Source organism: Bacillus sp. AK031 (assembly GCF_053903065.1).
Genome location: NZ_CP096424.1, coordinates 1727872 through 1750563 on the forward strand (window position 1 = coordinate 1727872; position 22692 = coordinate 1750563).

The following is a 22692-nucleotide window of genomic DNA, read 5'->3' on the forward strand; positions in this document are numbered from 1 at the left end:
ATGACGGATATTTTGAAAAGAATCATCGAGCGAAAGGGACAGGAAGTGGCTGTATTAAAAGAGCAGGGATTTGAAAGAGTCCATCTGCATAAAAAATCTTGTAGTTCCTTATTTCATAGGCTGCATTCCTCTGCCAATATAGGGGTCATAGCGGAAATCAAAAGGGCCTCTCCCTCGAAAGGAGATATCGTATCAACTGTTAATCCTGTAGAGCAGGCTAAGGTATATCAGGATGGAGGAGCAAGTGCGATCTCAGTCCTTACGGATACTGATTTCTTTAAAGGTTCTGTTCAAGACCTTCAGCAGGTGAGGAAGGCGGTAGACATACCTGTTCTGTGCAAGGATTTTTTCATAGATGAGATCCAAATAGACAGAGCGAAGGATGCAGGCGCCAATATTATTCTCCTTATTGCGGCGGTATTACCGCAACAGAGATTGAAAGAGTTATATGAATATTGCCTTTTGCAGGATCTTGAAGTACTGCTTGAGATTCACAATGAAGAAGACGCACAAAGAGCAGTAAGTCTCGATGTTCCAATCATAGGGATTAACAACCGCAATCTTAAAACGTTTAAAACAAGCCTTGGTCACACCGAGAGTCTGGCACCTCTTTTTAATAATAAAAAAAGGGTCATCATCAGTGAGAGCGGAATTAATTCGAGCGAAGACGCGATAAGGGCAGCTAGAGCAGGAGCCGATGGAGTTCTGGTCGGAGAGTCATTAATGAGGAGCGGCAATGCAGGTGCCGCCATCAAATCCCTAAAAGTTAATAAGGAGGGGGCATTGCTTGGTTAAAGTTAAAGTGTGCGGAATAACACAACTGCAACATGCGAAAGCAGCGGAGGAAACTGGTGCCGATGCGATAGGATTTGTTTTCGCTGAAAGCAAGCGAATGATCACAACGGAAACTGCAAGGAAGATCAGTAAGGAACTTTCACCATCCGTGAAGAAAGTGGGTGTGTTTGTTGACGCTGCAAAAGATGAAATCGAAAGGATAGTGGACCTGGCAGGTATTGATTTCGTTCAGCTGCATGGAAATGAAACACCGGAATTTTGCCATTCATTATCTGTACCGTGCTATAAGGCGATATCTATACAAAGGCAATCTGATTTGAACGAAGTTGGCAGGTACACAGGGAATTATATTTTACTGGACAGCGGTCATGGTTCATCTAAAGGAGGAAATGGTACCTCATTCGATTGGAATTATTTAAGGAACTTCACGGCGGACAAAAAAATTATTCTGGCAGGCGGATTGAACGTTGAAAACATCGAGAGGGCAGTCAGGGAAGTCAATCCGTTTATGGTCGATGTATCCAGTGGCGTAGAAACGGATGGAGCCAAAGACCCTGAAAAAATAAAAAAGTTCATTTTTATGGCGAAAAATGCGATCAGGACAAAGGAGGAATTGAGATGAATTATGCACAACCAGATAAACAAGGCCTTTACGGGCGTTTTGGAGGGCAGTTTGTATCCGAGACTCTGATGGGAGCTGTACAAGAACTGGATAAAGCCTATGAAGAGGCTAAGGAGGACAGCGCCTTTCGGAATGAGCTCCAATATTACTTGAAGGAATATATAGGAAGGGAAACGCCTTTATACTTTGCGGAAAATCTCACAAAACGAGCCGGCGGTGCCCAAATCTACTTGAAAAGAGAGGATTTGAACCATACCGGTGCACATAAAATTAACAATACCATCGGCCAGGCGCTGCTTGCCCTAAGAATGGGAAAGCAAAAGATTGTTGCTGAGACAGGTGCCGGCCAGCATGGAGTGGCGACTGCTACAGTCTGTGCACTGCTGAACCTGGAATGTGTGATCTTTATGGGTGAAGAAGATATCCAAAGACAAAAGCTCAATGTTTTTAGAATGGAACTTCTGGGTGCGGAAGTAATAAGTGTCAAGCAGGGAAGCGCTACCCTGAAAGACGCAGTTAATGAAGCGATGCGTTACTGGGTCTCTCATGTAGAGGACACACACTATATCATCGGTTCCGTCCTGGGACCTCACCCTTTTCCGAAAATGGTAAGGGACTTTCAAAGCGTTATCGGAGAAGAAACCAAAAAGCAGTTCATTGAGAAGGGAAATGCTCTTCCGGATGCAGTAGTTGCATGTGTCGGAGGAGGAAGCAATGCGATGGGGATGTTCTACCCCTTTATCAAGGATATTGATGTAAAGCTCTATGGCGTCGAAGCTGCAGGAACAGGGATCCATACCAATAAGCATGCCGCCACAATGACTAAGGGTGCTTGCGGAGTACTGCATGGTGCAATGATGTATGTCCTGCAGGATGAACATGGGCAAATACAGGAAGCCCATTCAATTTCAGCGGGTTTGGATTATCCTGGAGTCGGGCCTGAACATAGCTATTTAAAGGATATTGAGCGTGCATCCTATTCTTCAGTCACCGATGAAGATGCCCTTGAGGCGTTTAAAATGCTTTCAAGAGAGGAAGGGATCATTCCAGCACTTGAATCTTCTCATGCTGTTGCTTTTGGCGTCAGCCTTGCTTCTGCAATGAAGACAAGCGAATCCCTTGTGATTTGTTTATCCGGCAGGGGAGATAAAGATGTGGATACTGTTAAACAAAAAACCGGAGGGCTGCGACATGGGTAAAAGTTTTCTTGAAAATTCGTTAAATGATTTGAAAAACAACGGACAGAGTATTTTTATCCCTTATATTATGGCAGGGGATGGCGGTTTAGAGAATCTCATTACGAGGCTGTCCTTTTTAGAAGAGTCAGGAGCTTCAGCTATTGAAATCGGTATTCCCTTTTCCGATCCAGCAGCTGATGGACCGGTTATACAGGAAGCCGGCAAAAGAGCCCTGAAAGAAGGAGCAAATTTGGCAGAGATATTGGAGGTGGTTAAAGACAGCAGGGATAAAATCGGAATTCCTTTAATATTCATGACCTATTTTAATCCCGTACTTCAATTTGGATTGCCTCAGTTTGCGGCGGCATGTTCAGAAGCTGGAATTGACGGTCTCATAATCCCTGACCTGCCTTTAGAGCATGCTGGATTACTTACGCCGCATATTCAAAAATTTGAGATTGCTCTTATTCAACTTGCCTCATTGACTAGTTCAGCAGACAGGCTTGTGAGATTGGCAGAACAGACAGATGGTTTTCTTTATGCTGTGACTATCAATGGCATCACAGGAGCTGTCAAAGAATTTCAAGCTTCATTGAAGGAACATTTGCAAGAGCTGAAAAAAGTATGTCACGTTCCGGTTCTTGCCGGTTTCGGTATTTCTACACCTGCACACGTAAAGGATTTTTTTGGCGTATCAGATGGGGTTGTAGTGGGAAGCAAAGTCATACAATTATTTCACGATGACAAATTGGATGAGATTAAAGAACTTATCGGTGCGGCTGAAGAAATTTCAGTAGTGAAGTGAATTAACTATGAATTAACTAAAAAGCAAAAGGAGGTTGAAATTGCTAATGATTTCGTCCTCCTTCTTTTGTTAAGGCTTTGTTAAACAGTGATGTTGTTTTAAGAACCCATTTAGTTGGTGTTGCCTGATTTCCGCTCCAGGTGTGCGACTCCGCGGGGCGGGCGGTGAGCCTCCTCAGCTTCGCCTGCGGGGTTACGTTCCAGTGGGTACGTAACCTTGGTCTCACCTGTCCCGCTAATCCCGCAGGAGGTCGCACACCTTCCGCTCCAATCAACCGTGGTTTCAATATCCACTTAAATTCACTTATAACAAAAGTAGCATTAGCAGCAGCAACAATGCATTTTTGGATGAGATGTTCCGTATTTAAACCGGAATAACAACATCATCAACTAACAGGGCCTTTGTTAAAGTGAAAGAAAAGCCTTGTTGATGTTTTTTCAATTAATGTAATGAATGGAACTTCAAACTATTTCTGAGTGGACTCGTACGTCTGAAGCGGAAATCATTTCACCCTATTAAGTCCAACTAACGCCATTGGATTTGTTGAATTTAATGGTAATGAACGTTTTCTCATCCTGAATCTACCCCGTTAGTTACTCTGTCGACTGATCAAGTAACTTTTGGCGTCATTTCTCCAGCTTCTTGTGCTTCAGGCTTAATCAGCCACAAAGCAACAAAGGCTGATACAGCACTGACACCTATAAGGATCATAAAGGTAATGCCTTTAGAAAGTAAGGCGACAACTGGCGGGCCTGCGGCAACTCCGATAAATCGCATACTGCTGTAGATGGAGGTAATGGTACCGCGATGTTCTTTTTCAATCCCTTCAGTGATCAGAGCATCGAGACAAGGCAATGCTGCTCCAACGCCAATGCTTGCCAGGGATAGAAACGTTAACAGCATCCATTTTCCATCAGTAAAGAAGATAGGCACTTGTGCTCCGGCACCTATTAACATCCCCGCAACAATAGCCCACTTCATCATGGTTCTATTCTTACCGATGAATTTCCCTGTTAAATAGGAAGTGGCACACAAAAAAAGAAGAGGCATGGCCAGGTAGAGCCCTTTTAACACGCCTTCTATTTTATATTTGCTTTCCAGAACATTGGATAAAAAGAAGAGAAACCCAAATAGAATGAACATGGATACAATGCCTATAACAAATATCGCAGAAAGCCATTTCCCCTCCTTGCCCAGTATTTCTTTTATTTCTTTTGTGAATTCTTTGATGGTTTGAGATTTCTTGTCGTTTTTCTCTTTTTTAGGTACTTTTACCAAAGCGAAGACAAGCCCTATGGAAATTAAAGAGAATAAAGGTATGGAAAAGAATGGAATAAACCAGATCCAGGCAGCGAGCAAAGATCCTAAGACAGGACTTAGTACCTTGCCGAATGTATTTGAAGTTTCAATAAGGCCCAACCCTTTAGTCACTTCAGTTTCATCTTCGAACATATCACCAACAGTAGGGATGACAACCGGAAATGCTCCAGCTGCGCCAATTCCCTGTACGAATCGGCCTAACAATACAACCAAGTATCCATCACTCATCTGCCAGGAAGCCCATCCGGATATTATTCCGCCGACGCCGGCAATGATAAGGCTCGGAATTATGACTTTTTTTCTTCCAAACCTGTCAGAGAGGTAACCGGCAATCGGTATTAATATGATCGCTACAAGCGAATAAACTGTAATGATCATGCTTGACTGGAAACCACTGATACCCAGTTTCTTTTCCATGGTTGGGAGAACAGGGATCAACATGGAATTCCCCAATGTCATCACTAGCGGGATGGAAGAAAGAGCAAATAAATCCCATTTCTTTTTTTCTTTCATGGTTGTTCCTCCAAAATACATTATCTAACTCACTAGATGTATTTTCTGCAAAAACCAATTTTTCATTCCAACTCCTACGGAAAAGGACAATAACATTATTATGTAAACATGTAAAAGAAAGCTACAGCCCCACACTTTGGACCTGTTAGTGATTTCTGGCTCAATCAAGGGACCAATTCAATTCCTTTGATTGAGCCAGAATGATTACGATAATATAGATTATTTAAGTGACAATATTGAATGAAGGCGGATATCTGACTGTCCCTTTAATTCCAACGAGAGCTTTTTCCTGAAGTTCAATCACCATGAAAACATCATCAGAAACAGGAAAGGGCGGATAGATTCCTTTTGGGGCAGCGGGCTGGAATCCAAACTTAGGATAATAATCGGGGTGTCCTAACACGACAACATGCTTGAATCCGTTTCTCTTTGCGCGAAGAAGGCCTTCTTTAACCAAAAGTGAGCCGATGCCTTTATGTTGCCATCCCGGTAAAACAGACATCGGAGCTAATGCAAGGGTTTGATAGGTCTCATCATCACCATCAATGAAGACAGTGCTTAATAGCAAATGTCCGACAAGGATATTGGTCTCTGTCACAGCGCACAGTGATAATTCCGGGAAGAAGTACTCCGTACCTCTTATCGACTCTACAAGTTTGCCCTCATTGGTTCCTCCAAAAGCAAGGTCATTCACATTTTTAATTGCCTGTCTGTCTCTCTCGGTTTCTTCCCTTATATTCATATCCCTCTACCTCCCGTACTTGATTTATATACCTATATGATAAGGAGGGCGGGATGAATAAGCAATTAAATTATTTCTTTTCAGCGACATCTATCTCTGTATACTGCAGGTCAATGCTTTTGGGAATTTTTATTTCCAGAATTCCATCTTTGTACTGAGCTGAAGAGCCTTTTTTCTTTACCAAGGAAGGAAGTGTGATTACCTGGCGTTCTCCATCAGAAGGGATGTTTTCGACGATAGCCTGATTCGATGTATGAAATACCTTGACCTTTCTGACTAACTCCTCATCAGGGAGCTTAATTTGTATATAGATGCTTTCCAGTGATTCGAATATATTTACAGGAATATTGTCTGTGTGTTGTGTGGGGGGTTCCTCTCTTGATTCCCTGCCGGTGCCGCTTTGCATCATACTGGACATGTTTTTCATTAAATCCCCTGGTTGCTGGACATTCTGCCAGTCATTAGGAAACATTTGTTTCATCATACCTTTTACATATTGATCAACTTCCTGGGGGTTCATATTCTTCATCATATCTTTCATGTTCTTATTGAACGGGAAAAATGAATTCCATGGAAACATGTTGACTTCACCTCTTTAATGGTCTCTGAGGTTTCGTGAAAAACCGTATATATTCCTCATACATTGTATGCAGGCATCAGCCCTGCAGTTCATGCTGAGGCAGATAGGATGTTTGATTGCCTTATGGAAGGGGATAAGAAAAATAGATCGTACAAAAGTTAGCTAAGACTAAAAGGAGGGCCTATATAAATAAGAAGAGAAAATTACAGTTCGCAGCCTGCTGTATCAACGTTATAAAAAAATATACAAAAAAGTAATTAAAATCAAAAAAAATATTTGGTTTTTTTAGGTAACAGTAGTAAGATGGTTTATGAAAAACGGTAAAGAAGGTGGATATGGAAGGACTTCAGACCATTTTTTAACCGTGATTTATTATTTCAGAATAGTCTAAAATTTCAATTGGTTTATTTAAGGTAAATAATTTTCAACAATAAATTACTGTATATACGAGTTGACGAAATTTTAGAGAATTTGTCACAAATGCTTTATCTCTTTACTTTAGAGTGATAAAATATTGCTGTAAGCGTTTTAAATTTCTTGAAAGATACTATTTTCGTATAGTATTTCAATAGTAAAAATTAAAATCTAGAATGGTGAAATGGTTGGAGGTTTTTCAAAGTGAAAAGACAATCAACAAACCAGGCAGGACCATGGGAAAGCTTTTATGGACCAAACCTCGGTTATATAATGGAAGTGTATGAGCTTTACCTGGAAAACCCGGAAGAAGTAGATCCGGAGCTTAAAGAATTGTTTGAACAATGGGGTCCGCCTGCAGCTGTTGAAGGAAATACTGGTCAAACAGCTACTCAGATGCCTGATATGCCTGCTGGATCACAAGACTTAAGCAAAGTCGTAGCAGCAGTCAATCTTGCAGACAATATTCGTACATATGGACATCTGGCAGCTGATATTTATCCGTTGAACGACCGCAAGAAAGATAATAGAAGAATTGATCTGAGCGAGTACAATCTGACAGAGGAAGACTTGAGAAGCATCCCTGTTCAGTTCATTTGCCCGGAAGCACCCTCTCATGTCCGTAATGGGCTTGATGCAATCAATCATTTGAAAAGTGTCTATACAAGTAAGCTTGCATATGAGTTTGCGCATGTACATGAAATGGAAGAGAAGAACTGGCTTAGAGGCAAAATAGAATCAGGTTCCATACTTTCAGATTATAGTAAAGAGCAAAAACTTGCACTCTTAAAACGGCTGTCCGAAGTGGAAGGATTTGAAAAATACATCCACCGTACATTCGTTGGCCAGAAACGCTTTTCGATAGAAGGCCTTGACAACATGGTCCCGTTATTGGATGAGCTTGTCCGTTATTCAGTAGAGAATGGTGCAAGAACAATCAATATCGGAATGGCTCACCGCGGCCGCCTGAACGTCCTTGCTCATGTCATCGGCAAACCTTATGAAATGATTTTTGCTGAATTCCAGCATGCACCAAGCAAGGATTTAATCCCTTCTGAAGGGTCAATCGGCATTACTTACGGCTGGACAGGGGATGTTAAATACCATCTTGGTGCTGACCGTAAAATCGGTGTGAATGATACTGCGCGCGCGCGCGTGACACTTGCGAACAACCCGAGTCACTTGGAAGTTGTCAGCCCGATTGTTGCAGGCTACTCAAGGGCTGCACAGGAGGAAAGGGAGCAAAGTGGTTATCCCGAACAGAACACTGAAACATCTTATGCCATCATGATTCATGGTGACGCAGCATTCCCTGGTGAAGGTGTAGTAGCTGAAACCTTCAACATGAGCGGACTCCGAGGATTCCATACAGGCGGCTCCATTCACCTGATCGCCAATAACATGATCGGTTTCACAACCGAAAGCTATGACTCACGTTCTACAAAATATGCGTCAGATACTGCTAAGGGCTTTGAAGTGCCAATCGTCCATGTGAATGCCGATGATCCTGAAGCTTGCCTGGCAGCTGCAGTCCTTGCATATGAATACCGCCATAAATTCAAAAAGGACTTTGTGATTGACTTGATTGGCTATAGACGATTCGGCCACAACGAAATGGACGAACCAATGGTAACGAATCCATTGATGTATAACAAAATCACCAACCATCCAACTGCACGTAAAATCTATGAAGACCACCTTATCAATGAAGGCGTGGTCTCGAAAGAGGAAGCAGCACAGATGGAAAAAGAAATCGAAGATACCCTGAAAGCTGCATATGAAAAGGTTCCGACGAAGGATGAAAACCCGGACATCGCCATGAATCCTCCTGAAGATGTAACAAATGGGTTCCCTGATATTGACACAAGTGTTGATTATGATCAACTTCGAGCTGTCAATGAGGAACTTCTGCAATGGCCTGAAGGATTCTCGCCTTTCAAAAAGCTTGAGAGAATTTTACAGCGACGCGGCGGCGTTTTCGAAGGCAAAGGCAAAATTGACTGGGCACATGCTGAAACGCTTGCTTTTGCAACAATCCTTAAAGAAGGCACACCGATCAGGCTTACCGGCCAGGATTCGGAGCGTGGCACATTTGCACAGCGCCATCTTGTGCTTCATGACCATGAAACGGGTAAAGAAATGATCCCCCTTCATCAACTGAAGGAATCAAATGCTTCATTTGCCGTATTTAACAGCCCGTTGACTGAAACAGCTGTTGTAGGCTTTGAATATGGATACAATGTCTTTGCTCCTGAAACACTTGTTTTGTGGGAAGCTCAATTCGGTGATTTCGCCAATACAGCACAAGTGATGTTCGATCAATTCATCTCTGCGGGCAGAGCGAAATGGGGCCAAAAGTCGGGACTGGTCATGCTCCTTCCTCACGGTTATGAAGGCCAAGGGCCTGAGCACTCCAGCGCCAGATTGGAACGTTTCCTTCAAATGGCAGGCGAGTACAACTGGACAGTGGCAAACTGCTCGACAGCAGGACAGTATTTCCACATTCTCCGCAGACAGGCAGCAATCCTGCAAAAAGAGGAAGTAAGACCGCTTGTTATCATGACACCAAAAAGCCTGCTCAGAAATCAATTTGCAGCTGTAACGCCGGAAGAGCTTTCAAATGGGCAATTCCAATCAGTCTTGGAACAACCTGGACTGGGTAAAGCCCCTGACAAGGTAGAAAGAGTTGTCTTGGCCAGCGGAAAAATGGCAATTGATCTTGAAGAGAGCCTGAAAGATAAAGAGGATATGGACTGGCTTCACATTCTGCGAGTGGAAGAATTATATCCATTCCCTAAAGGGGATATTACCGATATCATCAAAAATTATCCGAATCTGAAAGAGTTGGTATGGGTACAGGAAGAACCTAAGAATATGGGTGGCTGGACCTTTGCAGAACCGAGGCTTCGTGATGTTGCACCAGATGGCGTAGAGGTGAAATATGCAGGGCGCAGGAGACGTTCAAGCCCGGCTGAAGGTGAACCGACAGTCCATAAGAAAGAACAATCCAGAATTATCAGTGAAGCGCTGACAAGATAAATAGGAGGAGGAAGACGAAGTGGCAGAAATTAAAGTACCAGAATTAGCAGAATCCATTACAGAGGGTACAATTGCCCAATGGCTTAAACAGCCGGGTGACTATGTAGAAAAAGGGGAATACATTGTTGAACTTGAAACAGATAAAGTCAACGTCGAAGTGATCTCTGAAGAAGCAGGAACAATTCAGGAGCTAAAGGCTGAAGAAGGGGACACAGTTGAAGTTGGCCAGGTAATCGCCATCGTTGGGGAAGGCGGCCAGCAGCCTGCATCTGCAGAAGAAAAAACGGAAGCTCCAAGAGAAGAAGCAAAACAAGAAGAGGCACCTTCTCAAACAGCAGGTGAAGACGAGAAGAAAGAGCGTGTCATTGCTTCACCAGCGGCTCGCAAACTTGCTCGTGAGAAAGGAATTGACCTTTCCCAAGTTCCTACAGACCCGCTTGGAAGAGTCCGTAAACAAGATATAGAAGCGTTTGAAAACAAGCCGCAGTCTGCTCCTTCTAAACCGGCAGCGTCTGAAAGCAAACCAGCTGCAGCACCAAAAAAGGATGACGGTAAACCGGTTGTGCGTGAAAAAATGTCCCGCCGCCGCCAGACAATCGCTAAGCGCCTTGTTGAAGTACAGCAAACTGCTGCAATGCTTACAACATTCAATGAAATCGATATGTCAGCCGTAATGGAACTGCGTAAACGCAAAAAAGATAAGTTCCAAGAAACACATGATGTAAAGTTAGGCTTCATGTCATTCTTTACTAAAGCTGTTGTAGCTGCGTTGAAGAAGTATCCTTATGTGAATGCTGAAATCGATGGAAACGAAGTCGTTCTTAAGAAGTACTATGATGTAGGTATGGCCGTTTCGACTGACGATGGTCTTGTTGTTCCTGTGGTAAGAGACTGTGACCGCAAAAACTTTGCTGAAATCGAAGCAGAGATCATGGAGCTTGCCAAAAAAGCAAGAAACAACAAGCTTGCCCTGAGCGATCTTCAAGGCGGATCATTCACAATCACAAACGGCGGTATATTCGGTTCATTACTGTCCACACCAATCCTTAACGGACCACAGGTAGGTATCCTGGGAATGCATACAATCCAATTGCGTCCGGTTGCAACTGGTAAAGATACAATGGAAAACCGTCCAATGATGTATATTGCCCTATCATACGATCACCGTATCATCGACGGTAAAGAAGCAGTAGGATTCTTATCAATGATCAAGAACCTTCTCGAAAACCCAGAAGATTTATTGCTTGAAGGATAATATTGTTTACTGAAAGCCAGCAGAATGTTTCTGCTGGCTTTTTTGTTGGTCAGTGGTCATGGACGATCTGTAAATTATCGAACGATAGTTGATATTGTTTGGTTAATTTTTTTAAAAAAACTACTGCTCAGAAGAGGAAAAACGAGAATGAGCCATAAAAGAAATGTGTATATGCAGCGGAAGGAGATGAAAAGCGGGGATGACATGCAAAAAAATCCAAATCATTTACCCGTCAGGAAGAAAAAAAGGAGGAGAAAGCACATTTACGGCAATCTCCTCAACAAGTATTTCTCGGGGGTGTACAGTAACCAAAAAATTTTTCCACTAAGTATCGTTGTGCTTAAATTTTCCTAACAGGCCTTATTCCTCGACTATGAATTTCCTTCTTCAGCATTTGAATCCAGTCACGATTAGTACCATCTTTCTCCGCGTCTCGATAAGCTGCTACCAACTGTTCGTTACTCATAATCTTCATGGAAAACCTCCCAGGAGAATTTAAAAATATAGAATATTCTATATTTTCTTTTTATTCTACATTTTTTTGTGCCAGAAGAAAAGGGGTAAAGTAAAGTTTTTTAATAGCATTCAATTTATTTCTTTGAGTGGATGTCTTCCTGAGAAACTGGGCAAGAGGGATTTCTGCTTTAGGAGTTGGTATGTTTGTTGTTAGTTTTTAACGTTCGCAGACTCATGTACAGAATAGTCGTGTGATTATTATTTTAAAAATTCAAAAATTTATGATAATATAAAGGCGGGATAGGGTGAAAATACATCAGGCGATACAACAGTTTCCTAATCCAGAAGGTGAAAAATCTTTTGCTTGAATGGGGGAAGTAAGTTGTCAAACTTGTTGAATGTAACGGTAGGCAGATTATTGGAAGAGAAGGCAGAGAATCAGGGAGAAAGAGATGCGGTTATATACAGTGACCGCGGCTTAAGATACTCTTATAAAGAATTCGACCAGCTTTGCCGTAAAGTGGCAAGAGGCCTTATGGGGCTTGGCCTTCAGAAAGGCGAACATATTGCTGCGTGGTCAACGAACACACCTGAATGGCTTACAAGCCAATTTGCAACAGGCAAAATGGGGGCTGTGCTGGTAACAGTTAATACCAATTATCGCACGGCAGAACTGGAATACTTGCTTAAACAATCTGAGGCTACAACAATCCTGCTGATGGATAACTACCGAGATGCTTCATATATAGAAATGCTTTATGAAATTTGCCCGGAGCTGAAAACATCCCAGCCTGGCAACCTTGAAAGCAAAAAACTGCCTTCATTGAAAAATGTGATCGTATTAGGAGAAAATCGATACAGCGGTACATATAGTTGGGGAGATATTTTGCAAATGTCGGAAAACGTTGAAGAATCGGAGCTTGACGAAAGAATGGAGAGCCTGGATCCGGATGATGTGATCAACATGCAATATACGTCAGGTACGACTGGTTTTCCTAAGGGCGTTATGCTTACACACAGCAATATTGTCAATAATGCATATAATATTGCTCAGTGCATGAAGCTGACAGAACAAGATCGATTATGTATCCCGGTACCATTCTTCCATTGTTTCGGCTGTGTTCTAGGAACTATGGCATGTGTATCAGTGGGAGCAGCTATGGTACCGGTGCAGGAATTTAATCCCTTAACGGTTTTGCAGACTATTCAAGATGAAAAATGTACCGGTCTTCATGGGGTCCCGACAATGTTCATAGCAGAACTGAACCATCCTGACTTTGATAAGTACGATTTATCTTCATTAAGAACGGGTATAATGGCTGGAAGCAACTGTCCGATTGAAGTAATGAAAGGTGTAATCGAACGGATGGGAGCTGATGAAATTACCATAGCCTATGGCCAGACAGAATCCTCGCCTGTTATAACCCAGACCAGAACAGATGACCCAATCGAACTCAGGGTGGAATCTGTGGGCAGGGCACTTCCAAATGTAGAAGTGAAAATTGTCCAGCCTGGTACTAATCAAGAACTCCCCCACGGCCAGCAAGGAGAACTCTGCACACGTGGATACCATGTAATGAAAGGGTATTATAACAATCCCGATGCTACTTCTGAAGCTATAGATGCTGATGGATGGCTCCATACAGGGGATTTAGCGGTGATGGATGAAAACGGTTACTGCAAAATCACCGGACGATTAAAGGATATGATTATAAGAGGGGGAGAAAATATCTATCCTCGTGAAATTGAGGAGTTTTTGTACACCCATCCAAAGGTTCTTGATGTCCAGGTTGTTGGAATCCCGGATGAAGTATATGGTGAAGAAGTAATGGCATGGATCATTCCAAAAGAAGACCAAAATGTAACCGCTGAGGAAATGAGGGAATATTGCAAAGGGAAAATATCTCGTCATAAGATTCCCCGATACATTGAATTTACTGACGCATACCCAATGACGGCATCAGGGAAAATTCAAAAATTCCGATTGAGGGAAGAGGCTGAAAAGAAGGCCCTTCATAGCTGAAGTTACAATAGGAGAAGCTGGCTGAAAACTGTCAGCTTCTTTTTTGATTTGGAATCCGAATACAATCTCAGAGGATCCTTCCTATTACAGCAAAAATATTTGCAATAAAGGCATCTGGTTTTCTATGATAATAATATAGTATTTAATAGCCGAAACACAATCAACACAGATGCTTCCACACCTTGGAAAAGGGGAGATATGGAGGAGAATCCACAGGGCATGTAGAATCAAATAAGGAGACATAAATGAAAATAATTCCTTGTTAAAGTGATGCCCGTAATTATTTTTGAATAAAAATAATCATACATACTAATAGGAAGGATGCAGATATCGGATGAAAATCTTTGTATATGGATCTCTGAGGAAAAATCAAAAATACCATTATTATTTGGAAGATTCAGAGCTTGTCTCAGAACAAGCCTGGATTAAAGGTGAATTATATGATACAGGAGAAGGATATCCGGCGTTGAAGGAAGGAAGTGGTCGTGTATATGGAGAAATTTACGAAATCAACCAGGCTGTCTTGGAGAGGATTGATGAGCTGGAGGACTTCAAAGAAAACAGCGATGAAAATCTTTACTTAAGGCAAACTGCTGAGGCGGTTACGGATAGTGGCTCTCTTGATGTAATCTTTTATACTGGTTTTCAGCCCACGCTTTTTAAAGAATGTATTCCATCGGGTGATTGGACTTTGCACACATTCATGGAGAAAAAGCCTGAATCACTGCTTTATTTTGCTTATGGGTCTTGTATGGATTTGGAGAGATTCAAACTTGCGGGGGTACACCATCACTTTCAGGAACCTTTGGGAAAAGGCGAATTAAAAGGATATTCAATGAAGTATACATTTATCGTAAAGGATGGAGGGCGAGGTGATATCATAGAAGATGGGGGCCTGACTGAAGGGGTTGTTTATCGTCTCCCGTTTGAAGCTGTTGACTATCTTTATGAACGAGAAGGTGTTGTCCCTGGCAGATACCGTGCAGCGGTTGTCAATGTGGAGGTCAACGGGGTGGTCATCCCTAATGTGTTAACATTCATTGTAAACCACAGAGGAGAGGAAACTTGTCCCCCTGCACACTATGCCCGTGAAATACTAAGAGGATCAAAGCCGTATGTCAGCGTAGAGTATCATGGTAAATTAAAAAAGCAACTCTTAATGCTGGGAATGTCCGAGGCAGACGTTAACGGTCTTCTTGGAGATTAGTAGCATAATAACTTATCTACGGGAAGGGTTAACCTGGTGAATTAAAATGAATAATTCAGAGATCATTTATGCAATAGAATCCCATCATTGGGATTATGAAAAAGAGTGGATTCCCTCATACATACAAACGTTGGAAGAGGGAGGAATAAGAGCAATCAAAAATCCGAAGGTCCATAATGTTTTCAGTAATAAAGTTGTTGAAGTGAATGTAAAGGGAGATAATTTTTTATCTGAAAGCTGGGAGAAGATTAAAGGATTTTTTAACGGGAGCCCCTTTAGTTTGTGGCTTGAAAATTCACAAAGTACACTTCTATCAAGGTATATGGCAGAAGACGGTTTCCTAAACACTGAAAAATATGACGGACTTGCATTTAAGGTGGAGAACTTTCAAGCTGACTCAGCATCCTGTCTTGTACAACTGAAGGATGTTGAAAGTGATGAGGATATTGAAAAACTTGTGGAAGTATCATCTTTAATTTGGGAATACCCAGTTGAACAGAGAGAAAAACTGTTTAATCAAAGGAAAAGCTATATCACCTCACCTTTTAGAAATGGTGGTTATATAATAGCCTATATGAATTCAAAGCCTGTTGCTTACAGCAATTACAGGTATAGCAACGATGGCCGGACCTTATTTATGAATGGAAGTGGTGTCCTGCCTGAATTTCGAAACCAGGGAATATACTCCGAAATGGTGAAATTCCGGCTCGGACATGCAAAATCAAAAGGTGCAACACTGGCAACATGTCAAGCGAGGCAAGGTCACTCTTCCCCTGTATTGAAGAAATTGGGTTTTGAGCAGTATTCCCTATATGATTTTTGGGAAAAGCCGCCGTTATGAACAGAGGATCAGTTTTTTAGAACAGGGGGAAGAGGATGGACTTTTTAGTGGAACTAGTAAATGACTTGGGCTACTTTGCCATGTTTGTGTTCAGCTGGCTTATATTCATAGGATTTCCACTCCCTAATGAAGCGGCTGCAGCATTCTCCGGTGTTTTGACCGAATGGAGAGCCTATTCCCCGTCTATTGCCTTTACTTCAACGTACTTGGGAGTGATTAGCTCGGGAACCTTTGGTTACGGAGTTGGGAGCTGGGCGAAAGCTCGTTTCCTAAATAAATTTGAACAATCAAAGTCACGCTTGTTAATACAAAAAGGGCAATCGTGGCTCGAAAAATACGGAGCGTTGGGAATTTCGTTCAGCTATTTCATCCCAGGCATACGTTTGTTCATGCCATATGTTGCGGGCGCATCGGGAATAAGCCTTGTAAAATTCATGACTGCTGCATATCCTGCTGCTTTTGTCTGGTGTATGATTTATTTTCAAATAGGCAGAATGTTTCCTTCCACCTTCACCATCATCATTGATCACCTTTCCGCTGCGTTAACCATAGCAGCTGTTTTCCTGATTATCCTGACCTTCATCATTTATTACATGCGAAGGAAACAAGCGGGAATGAAATTGAATAAGGTAAAAGGAAAAGAATAAGCTATCCTTGCTTTTTTGCACTATCAACATCTTCTACGAGAGGATAATATTTTCCGAGAAATCCAATTGCTTTGATGGTTGTCTGCCTGCCTTCTTTGCCTTCAAATGTCTTGGCAACAGTGTTGAATAGCAGATAGCCATCTTTGGTACGCGAGCCTGTTTCAATAAGGGTTCGTACTTCACCGGTTTTGTGATTTATTTTTGTGCAGGATACCGGGCCGCATGTAATTTGATATTCCTTATTAAGCCAGCTCTCAAACTCTTTATCGTCTGGCCTGTGGGTCATCGAGTAAACTAAGAAAATGCAGATTATGATGGCTGATACTGGATTTACTATTTTTTTCATAAAGTCTTTTCAACCTTTCGCACTATTTGGTTCTACTCTAACATTGTAAAACAAAATCAGAATAGGATGTACCTTTATGAGAAAAACGTTGAAAAAAATGATAGTGATGGTCCACTTGCAACACTAGTCTTATGCTGTTGAAGCAGAATGGGGGCTGGTGAAGGCTCACTACAGCTGTGGAAATCGGTTAAGCTATCCTGATAAAAATATCATTGAGACTTCAGGCAAAGTATTGAAGTGAAGTACTTCAAAGAATATACTATAAAGAAGAAATGGAAAGGAGATACTAATCATGATACATAAAGACTGGACAAGCCGCCCTACTATAAAGACCGTAAAGTGCGTACATACCAATGCTGCAAAGTATAAAGTCGAGAATGTTTTGACTGAAGGTAAAACATATGAAGTAAAAAATGAATCAGAAGATTACTTGTTTGTCATTGATGACAGCGGAAAAATGGGCGGGTTCTACAAGGATTACTTCGAGGAAGTAAAGTAGATTCCTGAATTTTAAGAGAGGTGAAGGGCGTAACTGCTTCACCTCTCTTTTTTGTCTTGTCCAAGAGAATGTCTGAATTCGAAACTCGCATAAAAAAACTCGTTAAAAAGAGAAACTAAAGACACAATCACCAATCATTGCAGTGAAAACGTTTTTACATGTAGAATGGTTTCTAGTGCAGAAATGTTTAGGAAGGAATGTTAAGTATGTCTTTGGAAAAACAATTGCCTGAACCAGTATCAGCAATTTTAACAAATAGGAGAGCCCAATTTAGAGAAAGTAATGATAATACGTTAATAGGGGAAGGAGGCTATACAGCGGAAGATGCAGCAATCTTGGAAGATGCCGTCATCGCTCTTTCGATGGGTAAGAATGTGCTCCTAAAAGGGCCGACGGGGTCAGGGAAAACAAAACTTGCAGATACCTTGTCTTCTATCTTCTCGCAGCCTATGCACAGTATTAACTGCTCTGTCGACATGGATGCGGAAGCACTTCTTGGGTACAAGACAATAGCGGAGAAGGGCGGCAAAAATACGATTGAATTTATAGAGGGGCCGGTCATCGAGGCAATGAAAAAGGGCCATCTTCTGTATATTGATGAAATCAATATGGCAAAACCCGAAACACTGCCTATTTTGAATGGTGTTTTGGACTACCGGCGAATGATTACCAATCCGTTCACAGGCGACGTTATTAAGGCATCAGAAACCTTTGGTGTCATTGCAGCTATAAATGAAGGGTATGTTGGGACTGTCCCATTAAACGAAGCATTGAAAAACCGGTTTGTGGTAATAGATGTTCCATACATCAGCGGGAATACGTTAAAAACAGTCATTTTGAATCAGAGTCAATTGAAAAATGAAAAACTAGTAGAGAAGTTCATCTCTCTTTCTTCTGATCTGCTCGTGCAAGTGCAAAATGGCCAGGTATCAGAAGAAGCAGCTTCCATCCGAGCGTTGATTGATGCCTGCGACCTCGCCGTTTACCTCCCTCCTTTAAGAGCGGTCCAACGTGGAATCATTGATAAGCTGGAAGATGAGAGGGAAAAATCGGCAATCCGGAATATAGCGGAAACATTGTTTGAGTAAGGGATGGTATTATGCGCAGATTTATACAGTTTAATGACGAGACCATTGATTCTTTTCTATTTATGGAGCTGTCGGATTTAGCGAAGACCCTTTCAAAAAAAGGTGAGATGGAACTGGAATATGGACCGCATTCTTATATGGATGTCAAAAATGATACAGTCTATGTCACCCATTTTTGGGATCACCGGAGTAAAGAAGAGGAAACAAACGGTTTGAAAAGTGATATATTCCTGAGAACGATTGGAAACCTTGAACATACCGATTTTTCTGAGACCGCTGCTTATATAGACAGAGTCAAGAAAACTAAGCTTCCAAACCTGGGAAAGCAGCTTTTTGTGCTCGGAGAGGATATAAGACTCGAGGAAATCTGCAAACATGAAAGACCGGGAACGAAAAGAGCTTTTGCCATCAGGAGAAGCCTGTATAGGCAGCACTTTACTTCCCAGTTGAAAGTGAACCTTGTTAAGAGCGTCTTTACAGATGCGCTGTTCAACAGCATGTATTTAATCCTGAATGCTCAGTCACCCCTTGAAGAAGTATCTTCTATCAATGATCGAATCGATTTGGCGATGCCGTTTATTAAAGATACTCTCTTGATGTTGTTTGAGACTTCATCTACCAAGGAAGTAAGCAAAATTTGTTTGGAACTTATGGAGGTGTTCGAAGAGATACTTGACAAGGATATGCTCAACGAGTACTTCCATTTGCCTGAAAAGGTTTATTGGGAAGACAGTCAAGGACTGACAATCGAAGACCTGAAGAGAAAAGATCCATTGCAAAATGATGATGTCCTTGAGGAGGAATCCACAGGAGAAGAAGAAGTGTTTGAGGAAGAGATGAGAACCTGGCACCGTGAAACAAGTGATAAAGGGGATTCTTTCCTGCAATTCGACCTGGATAAAGGGTCAAAATCTGACCTTATGGGAAATGGGGTCAGAGAAGGGGATGAGGGAGACCAAGCTCTTGGAATGGTACAGGGCTCTTCACAAGAAACGAAGAATAATGATTACTCTCAAATGGAAGCGGCCCGCCAGGATAGAGAAAAAGAAAGCGGTGGGGGAGAATGGGAGTACGGTAAAGAAAACCGATTCGCCTATCCGATATTTCTCAAACCTGAAACTCCCGACTATCAGGATATGAAAGCTTATGATAGGAATAAGGGACTTATATCCCCTTACCAGAAAAAACTGCAAAAGATGATTGAAAAGACTTTGGAGCACAAAAAAATCCAGCCGCGAAGCGATCTGCATTTCGGCCGCTTAAACAAAAAACTACTCAGGTTCATGACAGATGAGAATCCCCGTTTATTTTATAAGAAGCAGAATCCATCTACTGAGATTGATGCTGTTTTCTCACTGCTAGTGGATTGCTCAGCATCGATGTACGACAAAATGGAACAAACGAAGCTTGGCATTACTTTGTTCCATGAATCGTTAAAATCGCTGAGAGTGCCACATGAAGTAGTAGGTTTCTGGGAAGATACCAATCATGCCACAGAAACAAAACAACCAAATTACATGAAAGCTGCACTTGATTTCAGCAGCAGCCTGAATACAGGGAGTGGTGCGGAAATAATGAGCCTTCAGCCTGAAGAAGATAATCGAGATGGCTTTGCTATCAGGCTGATGTCAGAGAGACTGATACAGCGAAGTGAAAAGCAAAAGTTTCTGCTCGTTTTTTCTGATGGGGAACCGGCTGCATTTGGTTATGAGCAAAATGGGATAGTTGATACACATGAAGCTGTTCTGCATGCAAGGAAACAAGGAATAGAAGTGATCAATGTGTTTCTTTCCAATGAAGAAATCACAGAAGGGCAGCGCAAGATGATCGAGAATATCTATGGTAAATTCAGTATTCTTGTTTCCGATGTAGAGGAACTGCCTGATGTGTTGTTTCCCCTGCTGCGCAGGCTTTTAATAAAAAGTATATAAAGAGAAGAGGCTGTCTGGATGGTCCCCGCACCAATGTGTCAATACTACATTGAGATGAATGCGGTGGAAGACCATTTCAGACGGCCTCTTTTTGGTTTTACGTATTGAGGTAAAGGTTATTATATAAAGAATGGAAAAACACTATCCAATTAGTCCAATATTTTGAAGCATTACATATTTATGTAATGAAGTGTTACAATTGGAATTGCGCCGACTGATAATAAACAGTTACAAAGCTTGTTAGCCTAGGGAACAGGTATGAATCGGGAAATAATAAAGACTGTATGAAGCCGCACATTTAATGATGTTTTTAAACGTATCTGGCTTCAGGGTAATATAATTGGTTGATTGAAGTGAAAGGTGTGCGACCTCCTGCGGGATTAGCGGGACAGGTGAGACCAAGGTTACGTACCCACTGGAACGTAACCCCGCAGGCAAAGCTGAGGAGGCTCACCGCCCGCCCCGCGGAGTCGCACACCTGGAACGGAAATCAGATAACATTTTATTTGAAAAACAGAAAAATTACATAATAAGGTAAATAAGAAGAAAGGGAGTAATTATATGCACGAACTGGACTTGCATCATATTTTTGAACTAGGATTGATTCTTGTAATGATTGCTGCCGGCATTACTGCGGTGGCAAAAAAATTCAAACAGCCTTACCCGATTGCATTAGTGATCGTCGGGGCGCTGATTGGGTTGTTCAATATCCCGGTACTTGAACCCTTAAAGCAATTTATTACAGAAGGGGAGATTTTTAACTTTGTCATCATCACTCTCTTCCTTCCAGCTTTATTAGGGGAAGCAGCATTGAAACTGCCATTTTCCCATTTGAAAGAAAATAAGAAGCCAATTCTTTCTCTTGCCTTTGCAGGAACATTTTTATCTTACTTAGTGATTGGCTTCAGTGCCTATTACTTTTTTGATTTTTCAATACCTGCCGCATTCGTTTTCGCTGCCTTAATGAGTGCAACCGACCCTGTAAGTGTCTTATCCATCTTTAAGAGTGTAGGAGTCCATAAGAGGCTGGCAGTAGTCATTGAAGGGGAAAGCTTGTTCAATGACGGTCTGGCTGTAGTGCTCTTCAATATTTCCGCATTCTATTTACTGTCCTATATTGATGCAGGATGGGCAGGGCTCGGAAGTGGACTTTGGGAATTTATCAGGGTTGTTTCACTCGGACTGATCATTGGCGGATCTCTCGGTTTCGGATTCTCCATCTTGACAAAGTATTTCGATGACTATCCGCTCGAAATCATCTTTAGCGTCATTTTGTTCTATGGTTCATTTCTAATGGCTGAGAGCGTTCATGCTTCAGGTGTTATCGCAGTAGTAGTCGCTGCTTTGATCTTTGGGAACTATGGAGGAAAGATTGGCATGAGCCCGACAACCAAGCTGAATATCAATAATTTCTGGGATGTTGCCGCATTGCTTGCCAACTCTCTCGTCTTCTTGATGGTCGGCTTGGAAATAACGAGGATCGACTTGCTCGACAAGTGGGAATTAATCCTTGCTGCCATTCCGATCGTTCTTATTGCAAGAAGTATTGCCGTTTATACAAGCTTGTCGATCATCAAGAGTTTTCCGGTAAAGTGGAAACACATTCTCAATTGGGGAGGGGTGAAGGGGTCGTTATCTGTCGCGCTTGTCCTTAGTTTGCCAAGAGATTTCCCTTCACGTGAAGATATATTGATTCTTGCATTTAGTGTCGTCCTGTTTTCATTGGTCATACAAGGCCTTACAATCAAGCCTTTAATCGGTTTGCTCGGAGTGAAGCCGAAACAGGAAGGTTCTTTGGAGTTTGAGAAGCTGATAGCGCAATTGCACCGCTATGAAACGGCTATTTCAGAAATCCACAGGGTGAAGCAAAAACTTTATATTACGGACCCTGTTTCAGAAGAACTGATTGATGCGTATGAGAAAAGGATTGATATGCTGAAAGCGCAATTAAATGAATTGTTTGATAAGATTCCTACGTTAAAAGAGGACCAGATGGTCTCCTTGCGCAAACATACACTATATGCGGAATATGAGGCAATTGACAAATTGCTTAAAGAAGAAATCATTTCTAATGAAACTGCAGAGCGGGAACATGAACATATTACTGATGCAATTGTAAACGTGGAGGATAAACATTAATATCCATTTTGTGGTATAATGGTGAAAAGGAGGCAGAGAAAATGTTTTGGGTTTATTTTGCAATTCCTTTCGTTTTAGTCCTTGCTTATGCTGTATATCATGATTATAAGGGTAAATCATACTCTGAAGAACGCCAGAATGATAATGAAGATTATGCTTACGCACAAACCATGGCTGACATTAACCGACACAGTGGTAACGGCGGTGGCGGAGGATATTAATTCAAACAAAAAAGGCTGAGCAATCAGCCTT

At 41.9% G+C, this 22692-nt stretch carries 20 protein-coding genes; 15 read left to right on the forward strand and 5 right to left on the reverse strand.

The window, feature by feature from the left end; all coding sequences use genetic code 11:
• Genes trpC through trpA form a run of 4 tightly spaced genes read left to right on the forward strand, consistent with a single transcriptional unit; the run spans position 1 to position 3400 of the window.
• Entirely contained in the window at positions 1-795 is a 795-nt protein-coding gene (gene trpC, locus M1E09_RS08720) for an indole-3-glycerol phosphate synthase TrpC (protein WP_456274446.1), read from the forward strand.
• Positions 788-1417: a phosphoribosylanthranilate isomerase gene (locus M1E09_RS08725; protein ID WP_456274447.1), complete on the forward strand. Its 630-nt coding sequence runs from the start codon at positions 788-790 to the stop codon at positions 1415-1417. Before trpC ends, M1E09_RS08725 begins: the two co-directional genes overlap by 8 nt.
• Positions 1414-2616, forward strand: coding sequence for a tryptophan synthase subunit beta (gene trpB, locus M1E09_RS08730; RefSeq protein ID WP_456274448.1), 1203 nt, complete (start codon positions 1414-1416; stop codon positions 2614-2616). Before M1E09_RS08725 ends, trpB begins: the two co-directional genes overlap by 4 nt.
• On the forward strand, positions 2609-3400 hold the full coding sequence (gene trpA / locus M1E09_RS08735; RefSeq protein ID WP_456274449.1) for a tryptophan synthase subunit alpha: 792 nt from the start codon (positions 2609-2611) through the stop codon (positions 3398-3400). Before trpB ends, trpA begins: the two co-directional genes overlap by 8 nt.
• Positions 3401-4009: 609 nt before the next feature.
• Here the strand turns inward: trpA and M1E09_RS08740 are convergent.
• The 3 genes from M1E09_RS08740 to M1E09_RS08750 form a co-directional block, all read right to left on the reverse strand.
• Positions 4010-5233 (reverse strand): MFS transporter, encoded by a 1224-nt coding sequence (locus tag M1E09_RS08740; protein WP_456274450.1) that lies wholly within the window; start codon positions 5231-5233, stop codon positions 4010-4012.
• Between the two features lie 223 nt (positions 5234-5456).
• Positions 5457-5975, reverse strand: coding sequence for a GNAT family N-acetyltransferase (locus tag M1E09_RS08745; RefSeq protein ID WP_456274451.1), 519 nt, complete (start codon positions 5973-5975; stop codon positions 5457-5459).
• 70 nt (positions 5976-6045) lie between these two features.
• Positions 6046-6555: an Hsp20/alpha crystallin family protein gene (locus M1E09_RS08750; protein ID WP_456274452.1), complete on the reverse strand. Its 510-nt coding sequence runs from the start codon at positions 6553-6555 to the stop codon at positions 6046-6048.
• Between the two features lie 687 nt (positions 6556-7242).
• On the opposite strand from M1E09_RS08750, the gene M1E09_RS08755 reads away from it, so the two are divergent.
• Together M1E09_RS08755 and odhB are read left to right on the forward strand one after the other, a co-directional pair.
• Entirely contained in the window at positions 7243-10008 is a 2766-nt protein-coding gene (locus tag M1E09_RS08755; protein ID WP_456274946.1) for a 2-oxoglutarate dehydrogenase E1 component, read from the forward strand.
• A 19-nt stretch (positions 10009-10027) separates the two neighbouring features.
• On the forward strand, positions 10028-11263 hold the full coding sequence (gene odhB / locus M1E09_RS08760) for a 2-oxoglutarate dehydrogenase complex dihydrolipoyllysine-residue succinyltransferase (RefSeq protein WP_456274453.1): 1236 nt from the start codon (positions 10028-10030) through the stop codon (positions 11261-11263).
• A gap of 340 nt (positions 11264-11603) precedes the next feature.
• Here the strand turns inward: odhB and sda are convergent, their stop codons facing one another.
• On the reverse strand, positions 11604-11738 hold the full coding sequence (gene sda, locus M1E09_RS08765; RefSeq protein WP_456274454.1) for a sporulation histidine kinase inhibitor Sda: 135 nt from the start codon (positions 11736-11738) through the stop codon (positions 11604-11606).
• Between the two features lie 372 nt (positions 11739-12110).
• On the opposite strand from sda, the gene M1E09_RS08770 reads away from it, so the two are divergent.
• From M1E09_RS08770 to M1E09_RS08785, 4 genes are all read left to right on the forward strand, one after another.
• Positions 12111-13742, forward strand: a complete 1632-nt coding sequence (locus M1E09_RS08770) for an AMP-binding protein (RefSeq protein ID WP_456274947.1) — start codon at positions 12111-12113, stop codon at positions 13740-13742.
• Between the two features lie 334 nt (positions 13743-14076).
• A complete protein-coding gene (locus M1E09_RS08775) occupies positions 14077-14949 on the forward strand; it encodes a gamma-glutamylcyclotransferase (RefSeq protein ID WP_456274455.1) in 873 nt (290 codons plus the stop codon).
• Between the two features lie 46 nt (positions 14950-14995).
• Positions 14996-15790, forward strand: a complete 795-nt coding sequence (locus tag M1E09_RS08780; protein ID WP_456274456.1) for a GNAT family N-acetyltransferase — start codon at positions 14996-14998, stop codon at positions 15788-15790.
• Positions 15791-15825: 35 nt separating this feature from the next.
• A complete protein-coding gene (locus M1E09_RS08785) occupies positions 15826-16437 on the forward strand; it encodes a DedA family protein (protein WP_456274457.1) in 612 nt (203 codons plus the stop codon).
• Position 16438: 1 nt separating this feature from the next.
• On the opposite strand, the gene M1E09_RS08790 is transcribed toward M1E09_RS08785, so the two are convergent.
• Positions 16439-16783, reverse strand: coding sequence for a hypothetical protein (locus tag M1E09_RS08790; RefSeq protein WP_456274458.1), 345 nt, complete (start codon positions 16781-16783; stop codon positions 16439-16441).
• A gap of 292 nt (positions 16784-17075) precedes the next feature.
• On the opposite strand from M1E09_RS08790, the gene M1E09_RS08795 reads away from it, so the two are divergent.
• The 5 genes from M1E09_RS08795 (at position 17076) to M1E09_RS08815 (ending at position 22661) form a co-directional block, all read left to right on the forward strand.
• Positions 17076-17282: a DUF6501 family protein gene (locus M1E09_RS08795; protein ID WP_456274459.1), complete on the forward strand. Its 207-nt coding sequence runs from the start codon at positions 17076-17078 to the stop codon at positions 17280-17282.
• Between the two features lie 206 nt (positions 17283-17488).
• A complete protein-coding gene (locus M1E09_RS08800) occupies positions 17489-18370 on the forward strand; it encodes an AAA family ATPase (RefSeq protein ID WP_456274460.1) in 882 nt (293 codons plus the stop codon).
• Between the two features lie 11 nt (positions 18371-18381).
• On the forward strand, positions 18382-20301 hold the full coding sequence (locus M1E09_RS08805; RefSeq protein WP_456274461.1) for a vWA domain-containing protein: 1920 nt from the start codon (positions 18382-18384) through the stop codon (positions 20299-20301).
• Between the two features lie 561 nt (positions 20302-20862).
• Complete coding sequence (locus tag M1E09_RS08810) at positions 20863-22440, forward strand: cation:proton antiporter (RefSeq protein ID WP_456274462.1); 1578 nt, start codon at positions 20863-20865, stop codon at positions 22438-22440.
• Between the two features lie 41 nt (positions 22441-22481).
• Positions 22482-22661 (forward strand): hypothetical protein, encoded by a 180-nt coding sequence (locus M1E09_RS08815; RefSeq protein WP_456274463.1) that lies wholly within the window; start codon positions 22482-22484, stop codon positions 22659-22661.
• The last annotated feature ends 31 nt before the right edge of the window (positions 22662-22692 follow it).

What these genes read in the sequence shown, in the direction of transcription:
- M1E09_RS08790 (WP_456274458.1), bottom strand. Translation starts at nt 16,783, where the DNA reads ATGAAAAAAATAGTAAATCCAGTATCAGCCATCATAATCTGCATTTTC.
- M1E09_RS08755 (WP_456274946.1), top strand. Translation starts at nt 7,243, where the DNA reads ATGGAAGTGTATGAGCTTTACCTGGAAAACCCGGAAGAAGTAGATCCG.
- M1E09_RS08815 (WP_456274463.1), top strand. Translation starts at nt 22,482, where the DNA reads ATGTTTTGGGTTTATTTTGCAATTCCTTTCGTTTTAGTCCTTGCTTAT.
- M1E09_RS08740 (WP_456274450.1), bottom strand. Translation starts at nt 5,233, where the DNA reads ATGAAAGAAAAAAAGAAATGGGATTTATTTGCTCTTTCTTCCATCCCG.
- M1E09_RS08745 (WP_456274451.1), bottom strand. Translation starts at nt 5,975, where the DNA reads ATGAATATAAGGGAAGAAACCGAGAGAGACAGACAGGCAATTAAAAAT.
- M1E09_RS08775 (WP_456274455.1), top strand. Translation starts at nt 14,077, where the DNA reads ATGAAAATCTTTGTATATGGATCTCTGAGGAAAAATCAAAAATACCAT.
- M1E09_RS08800 (WP_456274460.1), top strand. Translation starts at nt 17,489, where the DNA reads ATGTCTTTGGAAAAACAATTGCCTGAACCAGTATCAGCAATTTTAACA.
- M1E09_RS08780 (WP_456274456.1), top strand. Translation starts at nt 14,996, where the DNA reads ATGAATAATTCAGAGATCATTTATGCAATAGAATCCCATCATTGGGAT.
- sda (WP_456274454.1), bottom strand. Translation starts at nt 11,738, where the DNA reads ATGAAGATTATGAGTAACGAACAGTTGGTAGCAGCTTATCGAGACGCG.
- M1E09_RS08805 (WP_456274461.1), top strand. Translation starts at nt 18,382, where the DNA reads ATGCGCAGATTTATACAGTTTAATGACGAGACCATTGATTCTTTTCTA.
- M1E09_RS08785 (WP_456274457.1), top strand. Translation starts at nt 15,826, where the DNA reads ATGGACTTTTTAGTGGAACTAGTAAATGACTTGGGCTACTTTGCCATG.
- M1E09_RS08810 (WP_456274462.1), top strand. Translation starts at nt 20,863, where the DNA reads ATGCACGAACTGGACTTGCATCATATTTTTGAACTAGGATTGATTCTT.
- M1E09_RS08750 (WP_456274452.1), bottom strand. Translation starts at nt 6,555, where the DNA reads ATGTTTCCATGGAATTCATTTTTCCCGTTCAATAAGAACATGAAAGAT.
- M1E09_RS08795 (WP_456274459.1), top strand. Translation starts at nt 17,076, where the DNA reads ATGATACATAAAGACTGGACAAGCCGCCCTACTATAAAGACCGTAAAG.
- trpA (WP_456274449.1), top strand. Translation starts at nt 2,609, where the DNA reads ATGGGTAAAAGTTTTCTTGAAAATTCGTTAAATGATTTGAAAAACAAC.
- trpB (WP_456274448.1), top strand. Translation starts at nt 1,414, where the DNA reads ATGAATTATGCACAACCAGATAAACAAGGCCTTTACGGGCGTTTTGGA.
- trpC (WP_456274446.1), top strand. Translation starts at nt 1, where the DNA reads ATGACGGATATTTTGAAAAGAATCATCGAGCGAAAGGGACAGGAAGTG.